The following is a 13,794-nucleotide window of genomic DNA, read 5'->3' on the forward strand; positions in this document are numbered from 1 at the left end:
ACCAGCCGTATATTGCCTAACGGAGAAGTGGGCGTGTCTAGTTTTGTTCGCCCTCTACTGGGCGAGCAACGCGTTCCAGCGGCTTAGGGCTGAGATCTCCTCCGCCCCGTCCGCTGCGGCGATTCCACAAGAACTTGCCCGCCATGCCGATGCCCAGTAGGAGAATGCCGATGATCGCTACGCTACGCGTGGAAAGACCGGGGACGGACTGCACGCGCAGCTCCACAGGATCTGAAATGCGGGTGCCCTCCTGCAGATCCGCAGTTCCGTCCTGTTTCGTCGTCGCCAACCATAAAGAGAGGTTGACCTGCTGGGATGTGTCCGCGATATCTGTGGTCAGCGACCAAGTGATGGAGCCCTTCGCCGGGATCATCGGCGAGGCCGTGGAATCCACATGAACGGTGACATCCGTGTTGGCGTCAGAACGATAATCAACCTCGGCCGTCACAGGCAGGGGCAGTCCGTTGCGCGCAACGACAAGCAACGGTGAGGAATCGGAGGTGCGGGTGAAGACGTTGCCTGGTGGCAGCAGAGAGATCGAACGGCGCAATTGCGTGGTGACCTGCTCCACACGACCTAGCTTGGTGCTGAGTTCCCCACGCTGCACTTCGGCATAGTGGCGTTCACGCTTGCGATAAGTGGTTACGCCACGCAGCAAATCGGCAAATAATGGGCTGGTGAAGCCCTCGCGGGTCAGCGCAATGGCGGAATCGTTCTGCATAAAAAGCGTTAGCTCCCGCAGCTTGCGGGTCGCATCCGTCAGGGTGTCGAGATATGGCGAAGAGTACTCGCCAGGGTCGGTGTATGGCACCGTCGTGGTGCCAGAAGCCACCCGGGCAATGTCGATACCCCGGGGTCGTACGGCCTCCGGCAGCGGCGCGGGACGAGCAGAGCTGTTCTCCAGATGCTGGCTGATCGTCTGTAGGAAGCCGGCTGCTTGGGTCTTATTGACGGACCATGCAGCGGGCGGGACGGCCAAGGTGGGGCGCCCGGAGTCGAGTTCCAGATCCAGCACAGCCTGAGCCGTGGCGAGACGGGAAGCGGAACTGTCGTCGCTGAGGTTAAAGCGCAGCTCAGGGTTTGAATAAGCCGCAACATCCGGGTGCTCGCCCAGTGCCTTGAGTACCGTGCCAAGATCCGCGGAATACGTCAGGGCGGTGGCGGTAGCAGAGGTACTCCCACTCTTGAGGGTCGCGCCGGGAAGATTTACCAGGCGGTGGTTCCAAGCATTGTCCTCGGCGCTCGGCTGCTGGTGTTCGTTGGGCTGCTGGCCGGGCTGGTCGGGCTGGTCGGGCTGGCTGGACTGGTCGGGCTGGTTCGGGTCAGCCGCGGACGTTGCCTCCGGCGGCAACGCCGGGGACTCGACGTTGACGGTATTCTCCGCCACCAGCGCAGTGACATGCCCAGCAGATGGAATAGCCGGTTCGCCTTGCACGGTCTGCTCAAAGCGTCGCGATTCGTCGGACTCCACAGGCTGCGCGCCTTCCGGCGACTTGCTGATGCCCGCCGCCAGAATCTTCTGCGCCTCCGGGGACACGTAGCCAGCATCGGGAATCACCACGTTCTGCGTCGGCACCACACCCAGGATTCGTTGGATTACCCCGGCACCCATGCCGAGCCCACGCACTCGGAGCCAGTCAGAATTGACCCGTCCCAAAGCGTTAATGTCAGCCCCCGCATAGGGCAATGCCACCGAGCAGTTTCCCTGCACGACTTCCCGCAGGTCAGCAATCCATTTCTTCGCATCTGCATTGCCGGGCATGTGCTGGGCGTTGATGTCTTTGCCGCCTAAAATCTCGTCCCAGGAGTCGCGCAGACGTTTCTGTTCCTCTACCGGGTCGGGTGTGCGCTCGCCCACGAAGTAACCCTCTGCCAGCCGGTTCACGGTATCCAGCAGCTCCGGATCGATCGCAATACACGTCGCCTGCTTGAGTTTCTTCGACTTCGCTTCACGGTAGGCATCCAGCAGGCCACGCAGTCTGCCACCCTCGGCGACCTCCTTGGCCAGCACGTCCTTTGTGACAAACGCGGGCCGGCGCTTGGGCGCGTCACCCGTCTGTCCGGCCGCCATATACGTAGGCCCGGCCAGCGGATACACGACGGTCACCGGAGAGCTGGGCTGTTCCTCCGTTCTTTTTGACGCCCCCACGCTAAGAGTGGTGCGCGCCACCGCCAGGTACTGCACACCCCCTTCGTTGGCAGCTTCCGGGTTCGTATCCTGACCACTTAGGCTAAACAACAGGGGATAAGCGCCGGGTTCACGAAAAGCGTCTGCGGGAATGCTGAGCGGTTGAGCCGAGGAGGCGTCATCAGAATCAGCGGATCCAGCCTCTCCTGCAGCTTTTCCGACAGGCAACGAGATCTTGATTTCGCGAGTCTCGCCGGGGCTGAGGGTGCCTTCGAGTTGTAAAGGCTGGCTGCTGAGGGAGTATTCGCCCTGGTTAGCGAGCTGTGCGACGCGGACTTCGGCGGCGGTAGCAGCCGTGCGGTAGTACAGCGTGAGCGAGAGGTTGCTCAGGGCGTGCGAGCGGTCATTGCGGATGCGCAGGGTGTAGATCTGGTTGGCGGAGCTGTTGGGATTGCTCGACGCACTTGGGTTGGTTTGATCGGCTGGAGCGGTGTCGATACCTGTGATCTCCAGGTTCACGTCCTGTTGCGGGTCTGTCGCACGGGCCAGCGGATTGGCCCAGTAGGTATCGTCGCGAGCCTCGGGGTTCATCGGATCCGGGGCGGTGGTGGGTTGTGACCGGTTCGCGGAGTCCGCTCCTTGGGCTGCAGATTCGGCGCCTTGGGCTGAGGTGTGGGTGGCGGGAGCCGAGGTGGCGTCAGAAATAGGGTTCGCAACTGCCGGGGCGACCGGGAGGGCGGAGAGTCCGCAGAGCGCGACAGAGACACCAAACGCCATGCAGGCGTGGGGGAATCTAGACATTGCGCTCACCTTTTGCACGATTACATGCTTACTTAAGTACTTCTATTCAGTACTACTAGTTCTAGCAGTCCGACCTTGTCGATTCTTTAGCGTGGCGTGGCACGGCCAGCGTCGGCCTCTGCGCGGGCGAGATCCGCCAGGCTATCGAAGGCCTGCCGGGCAAGGCGACGCTCGTCAGCATACGCAAGGTGTTCGATCAGGCGGTTGACCGGCAACCAGCGGACCTCGGTGACCTCGGGATCCTCGTCATTGAGGTCACCATCGACATAGCGGAGCAGGTGGTGGTGGACGGTTTTGTGGATGCGGATGCCTTCAGACACGAACCAATAGTCGATGGTTCCAAGGTCTGCGATGACCTTGCCGGCGACGCCTGTTTCCTCCCACACTTCGCGTTCGGCGGTGGCGTGCTGGGATTCGTCCGGCTCAATGTGGCCCTTTGGCATGGACCACAGCAACCTGCCCCGGCGATCTAGACGGCCGATCAGAGCTACGTAAATCGAAGAAAAGTCGACGTCGCCGTTGGGTTGCACAGCTTCGGCCAGGCCAGAGAGCACGAGGCCGCCCGCGGAGGTTTCCACGGAAGTCGGCAGGTTGGAGTGCTCGTCGAAGGAATTAGGCCTTGAGTTGTGGCGACGGTTGTTGGACCCGGAGCCACGTCCGCGTCGCGACTGGTTTTTGCCTTTGCCCTTGTTTTTGTTTTTGCTGGGCTGGTTTCTGTTGGGCTGGCTGTTATTTGGCTGGTTGTTATTGGAGCCTTTGCCCTGGTTATTGCGGTTGTTTTGGCCTTGGTTTTGGCTTTGGTTTTGGCTTTGGCCGCCGCCGGAGCGCGACCTTCTTCTTGAACGGCGGCGCCGGCGGCGGGGCGTGCCGTTTCCGGTGCTGTCGTTTCCACTCATTCTGATAACGATAGCCGGTTAACTGCACAATGTGGAACTGAATATGTAACCAGCGATGGAGAGGTATCCGCAGGCTGGGTGGTCAACAGTGAGGCCAAATGTCGTTAGAACGGGAATCTGTTATTGACAACCAATGTCGACCTTGCATTAGTGCAGGTCAGAGAGCTGTGAATTTTTGGAGATCCGGATTCCGGCTTTCACATTCCTGATCTAGCGACATCTGGGACTCGCTTTGGGACTCGCTTTGGGGCTGTTGTGGGACTGCTTTGGGACTTGTGAGGTGTGGAAGCTAGGGGCTGGTTGGCTCCGTACCGCGGGCTAGTAGAATCTGGCAGCGTGACAAACCCCGCCCACTCCCCTTCCAGCAAGCGTCCTGTGCAGTCGGGTGCACAGACCGGTTCAGCACAACAGGAACAGCCAGCCCATCAGGCAAAGCTGACACACCGGACATACTCGACACACCCGGCACAACAGGAACAGCCAGCCGATACCGCAGCAAATCAGCGAACCATCGACGGCATGCTGCAGGAGGCCTTCACCTCCCTGCGCGCGCTCGACCGCGACCTGCTGCCACTTACGCAGGCCTTCAACGAGGCCGGGCATAGCCTCTATCTCGTCGGCGGGTCGGTGCGCGACGCCCTGCTGGGGCGCCTCTCCCACGACCTGGACTTCACTACCGACGCCCGGCCGCAGGCAATCGTCGATATCGTCACGCCGCGGGCAGAAACCGTATGGGACACGGGTATTGAATACGGCACGGTATCTGCACTGGTCAAGGGTCAGATCCTAGAGATCACCACCTTCCGCGCCGACCAGTATGACGGCCAGTCCCGCAACCCCGAAGTATCCTTCGGCGACAGCCTCGACGGAGACCTCATCCGCCGGGACTTCCGTGCCAACGCCATCGCACTGGAGCTTTCCCCCGACGGCAACCACCAGCTCCGCGACCCCCTGAACGGACTCGAAGACCTGCAGGCCGGAGTGCTAGACACCCCGGACAGCCCAGAGATCAGTTTCAACGACGACCCACTGCGTATGCTCCGCGCATGCCGGTTCGTCTCGCAGCTGGAGTTTGGCGTCACCAAACGAGTACAGCAAGCGATGACGGCGATGAGCGAGCAGATAAACCGCATCACCGTCGAGCGTGTGGCTGTGGAACTGAACAAGCTGATGCTCGGGGCCGCGCCGTGGGTGGGCCTGGATCTAATGGTCGAGACTGGGCTGGCTGACCACGTGCTACCGGAACTGCCTGCGTTGAAGCTCACGCAGGACGAGCACCGCCAGCACAAGGACGTCTACTGGCATTCGCTAAAGGTGCTGCGCAACGCCGTGAATCTGGAGGCGGAACGCGGCCTGGAGCCTTCGCTGGAACTGCGCATGGCGGCATTGCTGCATGACATTGGCAAGCCGGATACCAGGGCTTTTACCGAATCTGGGGCGGTGACCTTCCACCAACACGAGGTCGTTGGCGCGCGCATCACCCGACGTCGCCTGCGGAAGCTCAAGTACTCCAAGCAGCATGTCCAAGACATTGGACAGCTGGTGTTCCTGCATATGCGTTTCCACGGTTACGCAGATAACCAGGGCAAAGGCCAAAACCAGGACGCCCCACGCGGCGCGGGCGAAAAGGATAACAACGAATCCACCTGGACTGACTCGGCGGTGCGCCGTTACGTCAACGACGCAGGCGAACTGCTGCCGCTGCTGCACTTGCTGGTCCGTGCGGACTGCACAACCCGAAACCAGCGGAAAGCCCAGAGGCTGCAGCGCACCTACGATAACTTGGAAAAGCGCATTGAACAGCTGCAGGAACAAGAGGACCTCGCCGCCGTCCGCCCCGACTTGGACGGCAACGAGATCATGCAGATCCTGAACCTCAAACCCGGCCCTGATGTGGGCAAGGCGTGGGCGTACCTGAAGGAGCTGCGGTTGGATCGCGGGCCGATGGATCATGACGACGCCGTCGCCGCACTGCAGGAATGGTGGGCTGCGCAGAATGACTGAGCGCACAATGACTGAGCGCAGAATGACTAAGCCCAGAAAGGCAGATCGCAGACGTGAACGCTGACCAGCAAGAACTGAACGCCAACCTGCCGTTCGACGTGCAACCCGGGGACGTTATCTTCCAATCCCCGGCCACCGTCGTGGATCCCGCAGGATACGTCGAATCTATCGACGCAACCGCCGAGAACCTGCAGAAATACATGTCCGTCTTCGGCAATGCGCCGGGGGTGCTGGCCGAACCGGGATTGCCTGGCGCGGATGCACTGCTGGTGTTGGAGGTCCAGGGCGACTCTGAAGATGCTGGCGGCACCATCGTGGCAGTCCAGTTAGGCCTCATGAGTAGCGAAGCCGCCGCCAATCACCTCCCCGCTCTCGCAGACAAGCTCACCAAGCCAAAGGTTTTCTTCATTGGCGGCAACAACGAACCTGTTGTGCTCGCGGTTGGCCTGCTAGATGTGGATCGTTTGGAACTTGACGCCACCACCGCCTCCGCCCCCACGCGTTTCGGAAAGCGCGGCCAATTTCTGCTGGTCAGCACTGCCGAAGAAGCGCCGAGCGTGGATGAACAAGTCGCGGAGGTCGTTGGCCACGTGGACCCCTCCATGCTGCGGGGCTTAAGGCTTTTCCATAGCTATGTGCAGCTGGATATGCAGGACTTGCGTAATTGGGTGGATGCCGGGCTCGTTGGTGTGCAGGCCGCAACCGCCGAGGATGTTTTCACGGAAAGACCTGCGGAGACGTGGCGTCAATTGATGAAGCAGCGCCCCTTCCCCGACAACCTGTTCGTGACATGGGCGAGCCACCCAGAGCGTAATTAAATGGGCGCAGACAACTCGCACCGTAGCGTGCACCGCCGCAACCCGCACCGCGACTGGCGCGCCGGGATCGCCGACGCCTGGCCGGTCGCCTTGGGCATGGTGCCGCTGGGTCTGGCCTTTGGCCTGCTGATTACGCAGGTCGGCTTTGCATGGTGGTGGACGCCGATTTTCTCATTCGTCATCTACGCGGGCTCGATGGAGTTCTTGGCTGTCTCACTGGTCACGGGCGGTGTGGGTCCGCTGAGCGCAGCGCTATACGGATTTTTGGTGAACTTTCGCCATGCCTTCTACGCTCTGAACTACCCCATAGCCCATGTGCGTGGGTGGTTGGCTAAGGCATATGGCATCTATGCACTGACGGACGAGACGTATGCGATCCTCGCAGCCCGGCGCGATGCGCGGTGGTCGACGGCTCGCGTGCTGGCAGTGCAGAGTCTGCTGCAGGTCGGCTGGGTCGGCGGTGGCCTGGTTGGAGCCTTGTTCGGAAGCGCTCTTCCCTTCGAGATCCAGGGCATGGAATTTGCGCTGATCGCCCTGTTCACGGTCTTGGTGATTGAAGCTTTCGTGAGCTTCAAGGATCTCTCCCTGCCGATTGTGGCCGTATTGTGTGGCGCCGTGGGCCTGCTGATCTCACCTGACAACATGCTGGTGATTGGCATGAGCCTGTACTTCCTCAGCCTCATCGTGCGTTTCGTGTGCCCGCCCTTGGATCGTGCTTTGCGGCTGAAGGTCGGCGCGGATAACGTCCTGTCCCGGGAGGTCGAGTAGATGGCTGAGCCCGTGCCTACTGTGCAATTGTTAGCCGCCGCTGGACTGCCCGAAGGGGTGCAGCTGGGACCCACCCTGGCGATCCTCGGTGCAATCTTCCTGGTGACCCTTGCCCTCCGCGGTCTGCCTTTCGCCGCCCTCCGTTTCTTCCGCGAGTCTGACCTCGTTACATGGCTTGGCTTGGCAATGCCCGTCGGCGTGATGACTCTCCTCGTCATCTACACCGTCTCCGGCCAGGCCAGCGCGCCGGGCGGACTGACGGCGGTCGGCATCGCCCTGGTTTTCACCGTCGCCTTGCATCTCTGGCGCCGTTCGACAACTTTGTCGATTCTTTTAGGCACGGTGCTGTATCTAGTCCTGGTTAACCTTGTTTTTTGACGCCCCCTCCCCCGTCGCCTGCCGCCCCAGCACCGTAGAATAGCGCCCATGCCGACCCCAGAATTTATCGTCGAACTGCGCAAGAAAATCGGCCACGATGAGCTGTGGCTGCCGGGTGTGACGGCCATTGTCATCCGTGACGTCCCGGAGGATGCACCAATATGGGCTGTGCCAGAGGTGCTGCTGGTCAAGCGCGCCGACGACGGGCAGTGGACGCCCGTGACTGGCATTGTTGATCCGCGTGAAGAGCCCCATCTTGCGGCGATCCGCGAGGTGCGGGAGGAAACCGGTCTAAATGTGCAGGTCGATGCGTTGCTGGGCGTGGGGCAAGTTGGGCCGATCGAGTATCCCAACGGGGATGTGACGAGTTATGTGGATACCACCGTGCGCTGCACGGTCATCCCCGACCCCGAGACCGGCGAGTTCAACGACGAACCAGTGGTTGGCGACGACGAGTCCACCCAGGTTGGCTGGTATTCGATCTCGCAAATGCCCCCGATGCAGCCGCGCTTCCGCCTGGTTGTGGCCGATGCGGTGGCGCAGATGAAGCACCCTGCCGGGTTCCGTCCGCGCATGGGATATGTAAAGCGGCTGCAGAAACCGGAATAGCTATGCCGTGAAGTTCTCCGCTTTACCAGGTGTGCGCGCCGACGGTTTGCCCTCCCTCTGGGAACCGCGTGGCATAGGAACTGGCGCGCATGGAGCAGATCACAAGCTGCACCTGGTGGAAGATCATCAGCGGCAGGATCATCATGCCAAGGCTTGCTCCCCCGAACATCACTGCCGCCATCGGTAGCCCGGAGGCCAGGGACTTCTTGGTGCCAGCGAACTGAATAGCTACCTGGTCTGCATAGTCGAAGCCCAACTTTCGGGAGGTGAAGCTGGTAATCCCGAGCATCACGTGAACCAGCGCGATGGAGCCCACTACCAAGCCAACGATGGTAAGCCAGCTGACGGAGCCCCACACGCCGGAGACAATGCCCTCCGAGAAGCTGACGTACACCACCAGGCCGATGGAAATCTGATCCACCTTTTTCGTCGCCTTTGACGCCGCAAACTTGTACACCCACCTGCGCAAGAGCTGGCCAATGGCAAAAGGCAGCAGCAGTTGCACGCCGATGTCCAGGAAAGTGCTGGCGTCAATATGAAAACCGTCCGAAGAAGACATCAGTAACAGCACTAGCAGCGGTGTGAATAGAACACCTAGCAGGCTAGAGACGCTCGCTGCGACGATCGAGGCGGCGACGTGGCCTCGCGCGATGCTGGTGAATGCGACTGAGGACTGCACCGTCGACGGCACCAGGGTACAGAAGAGAATCCCCAGGTAGAGCTCATTTCCGACAATTCCCTTGAGCGGCATCATGGCTACGCCGATGAGTGGGAAGACCACGAAAGTGAACGCCATGATCAGCAGGTGCAGTCGCCAATGCAGCAGACCCTTGAGCGCTTCTTGTGGGGAAAGCCGTGCGCCATAGAGAAAGAATAGGAAGGCGATGGCAATCTTCGTCAAGACACTTGCGACATCCGCGGCCTCGCCGCGCACGGGCACAATCACCGCGGCCATGACCGCGATGACGATCAGGATAATGAGGAAGTCTGGCCGGTAATTGATGATGCGCTGCCACAGCGGAAGTTTTTCTGCCATGTGTCTCTATATTATTGACGCCCCTATTCCCGCGAACCGCAAACGTCGAGAAACGTTGCAGGCGCCGGATAGGGGCGGAGTGTGCCAGCTAAATGGGCGTGTGGCTTAGACGATGGCGCGGTCGAGCTCCGCGACAGTCTGCTTGGGGATGAGCGATGCTACAGCCGCAGCGATGCCCAAGATGACCGCGGCGGCGATAAACGCCGTGGTGTAGCCCGCTACGGAGTCCGAGCCTTGGGGAGAGCCGGCGACCTGGAAAACCGGCAGGATGGCGAAGGATACGCCGGCGCCGAGGTTGAAGCCCGCGGAGTTCATGCCGGGCAGGAAGCCCTCGTTATCCTTCGGTGAGTTCACGACACCGAGGTTGTTGATGACAATGTTTCCGACACCCGCGTAGGTGACGCCCAGCAGGATGACGATGATAACCAGAACTGCCAGGGACTTTACGCCGACGAATGCGAGCCCCAGCATCAGCACCGCGCTGGCGATGTTGGCGATGATGATCAGCCGTCCATAGCCCACCCTTGGCGCCCAACGGCCTGCGAAGGGGCCTACTGCCCAGCCGACGAGGGCGTAGGGGGTCAGCAGCCACAGCGAGGCCTTGTCGGCCTCCAGGCCGAAACCTGCATCTGGGTTCTGTGCCAGAGAGATTGCTACACCGTTGACTGCGGCGAACACGCCGGTCATTGTCAGCACGGTAGTGGCCAGAAGCGCCCATGTGTGGCGGCGTGCCAGGTATTTCGGGGCGACCAACGGCTGCGAGTGGCGGCCTTCGTACTTCCAGAAAGCCAGGAATACCGCGGGGCCGACGATCAGCATGGCAATGACGTACAGCCAGTTTGCCTCCCCGGCCTTGCCGGCCTCGTTGACGCCCAGCGTGATGCACAGCACCGAAATCACTAGCAGCGCAGCGCCAGCCCAGTCCATTTTCACATTGTCCGAAGGCTTAGATTCCGGTGCACCGAATGCGACAACGACGGTGGCGATGATGCCAATAATGGCGATGAGCCAGAATACAGAGCGGAAGCCGTAGTTTTCTGCCAGCCAGCCGGCGAGGATAACGTCGATGCCCGCTACGCCACCGTTGATGGCTGCCAGCAGACCCATGAGGGTGCCGAGGCGCACCTCTTCCTTCACCTGGCTGCGCAAGATGATGAGGGTCATGGGAATTGTCGGGCCGGCGATGCCCTGCATGGCACGGGCAACCATCAGCACGCCGATATTGGGTGCCAGCGCGGCGATGAGTCCGCCGAGGGACATTACGCCGAGCATGATGACGAGGATTTTGCGGCGGCCGACGATATCCGACAGGCGCGGTAGGAATAGGCCACACATCGCGCCGCCGGTGAAGAACGCGGTTTGGGTGAGGCCGGTGGCGGCTTCATCTGTATTTAGCTCGCGGGCCATAGTCGCTAGCACCGGGGAGAGCATGGAAGCATTGAGCTGGAAAGCGATTGCCGCGGTGATGAGCACAGTCATCAGCAGGCCGATTCCGCCAGGGCGGGAATCTATCGGGTCGGGCGAGACGGCAGTGCCAGTGCCAGTTTTGCCAGTGGTCGCGCCGGGCGCGTCTGCCGGGGCGCGGTCGGCAGAGGACGGATTGGTGGAATTCATGGGCAACCCCCGAGAGTGCTTAAAGATTTCTGCAAAACGTGTAGCTAGCACGTGTAGTTAGCACTGTAATGCATAGTTAGCGCGACGATAAGGTCTGGCCATTGAGGCGCTTGCCACTTATCTAAAGGTAAACAGAGTATTAATAAAGGTCGTCGCGTGAGTGAATATTGTTGGACAAATTGATAAAGAGGTAGTCGATTGAGGATGCGTTGGGGGCGAAATGAACCCCATAGAATCATCTTGACCAGCAGTTATGTCTGATACCTGGGGGGTCGCTGGTGCTAGGAAGGGGTTAAGATCCGCAATGTTGTTGAGGCTTTAGGGGCGGAGTAGCTTAACTCACTGTCGGAAAACTACAGGAACCACGCGAGTGGCCTGCGACCAACTTATTCCGATCTCATCGCCATTAATAGCAGTAACTTAATGTTTAAGGGGTCACTGTCGTGACAACGACGCTCATCATCATGGTCATCGTAGTGCTCACCGCACTAGCTTTTGACTTCACCAATGGCTTCCACGACACCGCTAACGCGATGGCTACGTCCATCGCTACCGGTGCCCTGAAGCCCTTCACTGCAGTAGCTATTTCCGCTGCCCTAAACCTGGTCGGTGCGTTCTTGTCCGTCAACGTTGCCGCCACAGTCGCCAAGGGCATCGTCAACCTTGATTCTTATGACTTGGCGAATAGCGGGGATGGCGACGCGCTGCTCCTTGTCGTGTTCACCGGTCTGATCGGTGGCATCTTCTGGAACCTATTTACCTGGCTGCTGGGTCTGCCCTCCAGCTCGTCTCACGCTCTGTTCGGTGGACTCATCGGCGCAGCTTTCGCTGCCCTGGGCACCGGCGGCGTGGCCTGGAGCTCCATCCTGGGCAAGATCATCGTGCCTGCGGTTGCCTCCCCGTTCATCGCTGCAATGGTCTCCGCTGTCGGCACCTTCATGATCTACTGGGTGACGAACACCATTCCGAACAAGGTGAAGAACGAGCACTTCCGCCACGGACAGATCGTCACGGCCTGCCTGGTCTCCCTCGCGCACGGTGCTGGTGACGCGCAGAAGACCATGGGTGTTATCTTCCTGGCGCTGGTTGCAGCTGGCTCCGCCGACGAAGCCGCCCGCATCCCGACCTGGGTCATCATTGCTTGTGCAGTTGCCATCGCAGCCGGCACCCTGTCCGGCGGCTGGCGTGTGATCCGCACCCTGGGTAAGGGTCTGGTCGAGATCGAGTCCCCGCAGGGTATGGCCGCAGAGTCCAGCTCCGCAGCTATCATCCTGACCTCCGCTGCAGGCGGCATGGCACTGTCCACCACTCACGTCTCCACCGGCTCCATCCTGGGTACCGGCCTGGGCCGCAAGGGGGCGGACGTCCGCTGGGGCGTGGCAATGCGCATGGTCGCTGCATGGCTGATTACCCTGCCGTGTGCCGCGTTTGTTGGCTTCGCGTCCTGGTGGGTCGCCACCGGCGTGTCCAAGATGACCAACACCATGGGCGGCGTGATCGTTGACTTCATCCTGCTGATCGCGATGGCTGCAGCGATCGTCATCCGCGCCCGCATGAACCCGGTTGACGCTAACAACGTTAACGACGATTGGGATGCGGACTCCGAGTCTGTCGACTCCTCCATGAAGACCGGTACCACCGCAGCCGCTGCCAAGACCACCGATCGCCAGCCCACTACCGAGCATGATCCAGAGATGGTCGGAGCCGGTTACCCCACCCCTTCTGACACTGTCGCTGAGGTCGTTGCAGACCCCAAGCACCCTGGCCTAGGCAACGACGGCAAGTAGCCACAACACACAGGCACACAAGCCCCACCTTGGCTCGTTGGAGCCAAAGCTAAAAACACAGAAAGTGTGAAGAACAATGACTGCCCCTGAAATCTTCCAGGCCATCATCCGAGTCGCTGCCCTGGCTCTTCTGTTCGGCGCTGGTATTCCTGTTCTGTTCTCCCTTGGCATGCGCTGCATGACTGGTGACCCTATCCGCGACGATAACGGTGTCATCGTTGGAGATACCGAGGCCTCGACGCAGATGAAGGTTCTCGGCTGGACCGTGTACGCGGTACTGGCAGCCGTGATCCTGCTGGGTATCGTCTGGGTGGCGAAGGATTCCCTGAACCACTACTTCGGCTGGAACCTGTTCCCAGGTATGTCTGGCCACCACTAAAAACACCGGGGTTGAGAGCCCCGGCTTCAGACACACGACTATCGCCAAACGGCCTGCGAAGTGATCTACTTCACTTTGCAGGCCGTTTGTATATTTTCTGTCAATATCGCGGAAGATTGTGGACTTTTGGAAATTTGTTGGTAGATTCAACCGTTGTAACAAATGCGGTATCTCCAGAAGAGCCACCGCATTGCGAAGGCACCATTCAAATTCGAAAGTAAAGAGGTGAGCCAAATGATGACCTTCAACGAGATCTTCAGCAAGGTTTCGACAGCATTCACGAGCTCCACCGGGACCGGCCTGGACGTGCTCAATGGCGTTCAGACCGAGGAGCGTATTGCGATGGAGCTGTTCGCGAACGATACGATCCCCGCGACCACCAGTGATATCGCTAACGCCTACCGCACTGTCTTGGGGCATGAGGCCAGCGTAGAAGACCTCCTCGACACGGAGAACTACCTGTTGGCCTTCGGCTGGCTGCGCTAAGAAGCACAGCACCTCCTCACATTCCGCGCCAGCATGTGCAGTGTGAGGACTGTGCAGTGTGAGGACTGTGCAGTGTGAGGACTATGCAGT

The 13,794-nt window shown here is 60.3% G+C and carries 12 protein-coding genes; 8 read left to right on the top strand and 4 right to left on the bottom strand.

The window, feature by feature from the left end; all coding sequences use genetic code 11:
• Positions 1-37 precede the first annotated feature (37 nt).
• Together AC05K6_RS07420 and AC05K6_RS07425 are read right to left on the bottom strand one after the other, a co-directional pair.
• Positions 38-2,929, bottom strand: coding sequence for a hypothetical protein (locus AC05K6_RS07420; protein WP_476728211.1), 2,892 nt, complete (start codon positions 2,927-2,929; stop codon positions 38-40).
• Positions 2,930-3,015: 86 nt separating this feature from the next.
• On the bottom strand, positions 3,016-3,825 hold the full coding sequence (locus AC05K6_RS07425) for an NUDIX hydrolase (RefSeq protein ID WP_476728212.1): 810 nt from the start codon (positions 3,823-3,825) through the stop codon (positions 3,016-3,018).
• Between the two features lie 519 nt (positions 3,826-4,344).
• On the opposite strand from AC05K6_RS07425, the gene AC05K6_RS07430 reads away from it, so the two are divergent.
• Genes AC05K6_RS07430 through AC05K6_RS07450 form a run of 5 tightly spaced genes read left to right on the top strand, consistent with a single transcriptional unit; the run spans position 4,345 to position 8,402 of the window.
• Entirely contained in the window at positions 4,345-5,829 is a 1,485-nt protein-coding gene (locus AC05K6_RS07430; protein WP_476728233.1) for a CCA tRNA nucleotidyltransferase, read from the top strand.
• Between the two features lie 53 nt (positions 5,830-5,882).
• On the top strand, positions 5,883-6,647 hold the full coding sequence (locus AC05K6_RS07435; protein WP_476728213.1) for a hypothetical protein: 765 nt from the start codon (positions 5,883-5,885) through the stop codon (positions 6,645-6,647).
• Positions 6,648-7,415, top strand: a complete 768-nt coding sequence (locus AC05K6_RS07440; RefSeq protein ID WP_476728214.1) for an AzlC family ABC transporter permease — start codon at positions 6,648-6,650, stop codon at positions 7,413-7,415.
• Entirely contained in the window at positions 7,416-7,793 is a 378-nt protein-coding gene (locus AC05K6_RS07445) for a branched-chain amino acid transporter permease (protein WP_293792069.1), read from the top strand. It begins immediately after the preceding gene.
• Between the two features lie 48 nt (positions 7,794-7,841).
• Complete coding sequence (locus AC05K6_RS07450) at positions 7,842-8,402, top strand: NUDIX hydrolase (protein WP_293792068.1); 561 nt, start codon at positions 7,842-7,844, stop codon at positions 8,400-8,402.
• Positions 8,403-8,424: 22 nt separating this feature from the next.
• On the opposite strand, the gene AC05K6_RS07455 is transcribed toward AC05K6_RS07450, so the two are convergent.
• A complete protein-coding gene (locus AC05K6_RS07455) occupies positions 8,425-9,438 on the bottom strand; it encodes a bile acid:sodium symporter family protein (protein WP_448307891.1) in 1,014 nt (337 codons plus the stop codon).
• 105 nt (positions 9,439-9,543) lie between these two features.
• Positions 9,544-10,917: an MFS transporter gene (locus AC05K6_RS07460; RefSeq protein ID WP_476728234.1), complete on the bottom strand. Its 1,374-nt coding sequence runs from the start codon at positions 10,915-10,917 to the stop codon at positions 9,544-9,546.
• Between the two features lie 578 nt (positions 10,918-11,495).
• Here AC05K6_RS07460 and AC05K6_RS07465 point away from each other — a divergent pair.
• The 3 genes from AC05K6_RS07465 (at position 11,496) to AC05K6_RS07475 (ending at position 13,704) form a co-directional block, all read left to right on the top strand.
• Positions 11,496-12,839 (top strand): inorganic phosphate transporter, encoded by a 1,344-nt coding sequence (locus AC05K6_RS07465; RefSeq protein WP_476728215.1) that lies wholly within the window; start codon positions 11,496-11,498, stop codon positions 12,837-12,839.
• 76 nt (positions 12,840-12,915) lie between these two features.
• A complete protein-coding gene (locus tag AC05K6_RS07470; protein ID WP_293792064.1) occupies positions 12,916-13,218 on the top strand; it encodes a hypothetical protein in 303 nt (100 codons plus the stop codon).
• A 234-nt stretch (positions 13,219-13,452) separates the two neighbouring features.
• Positions 13,453-13,704 (top strand): hypothetical protein, encoded by a 252-nt coding sequence (locus AC05K6_RS07475; protein WP_293792063.1) that lies wholly within the window; start codon positions 13,453-13,455, stop codon positions 13,702-13,704.
• Positions 13,705-13,794 lie beyond the last annotated feature (90 nt).

The organism is Corynebacterium sp. TUM25020 (assembly GCF_056388495.1).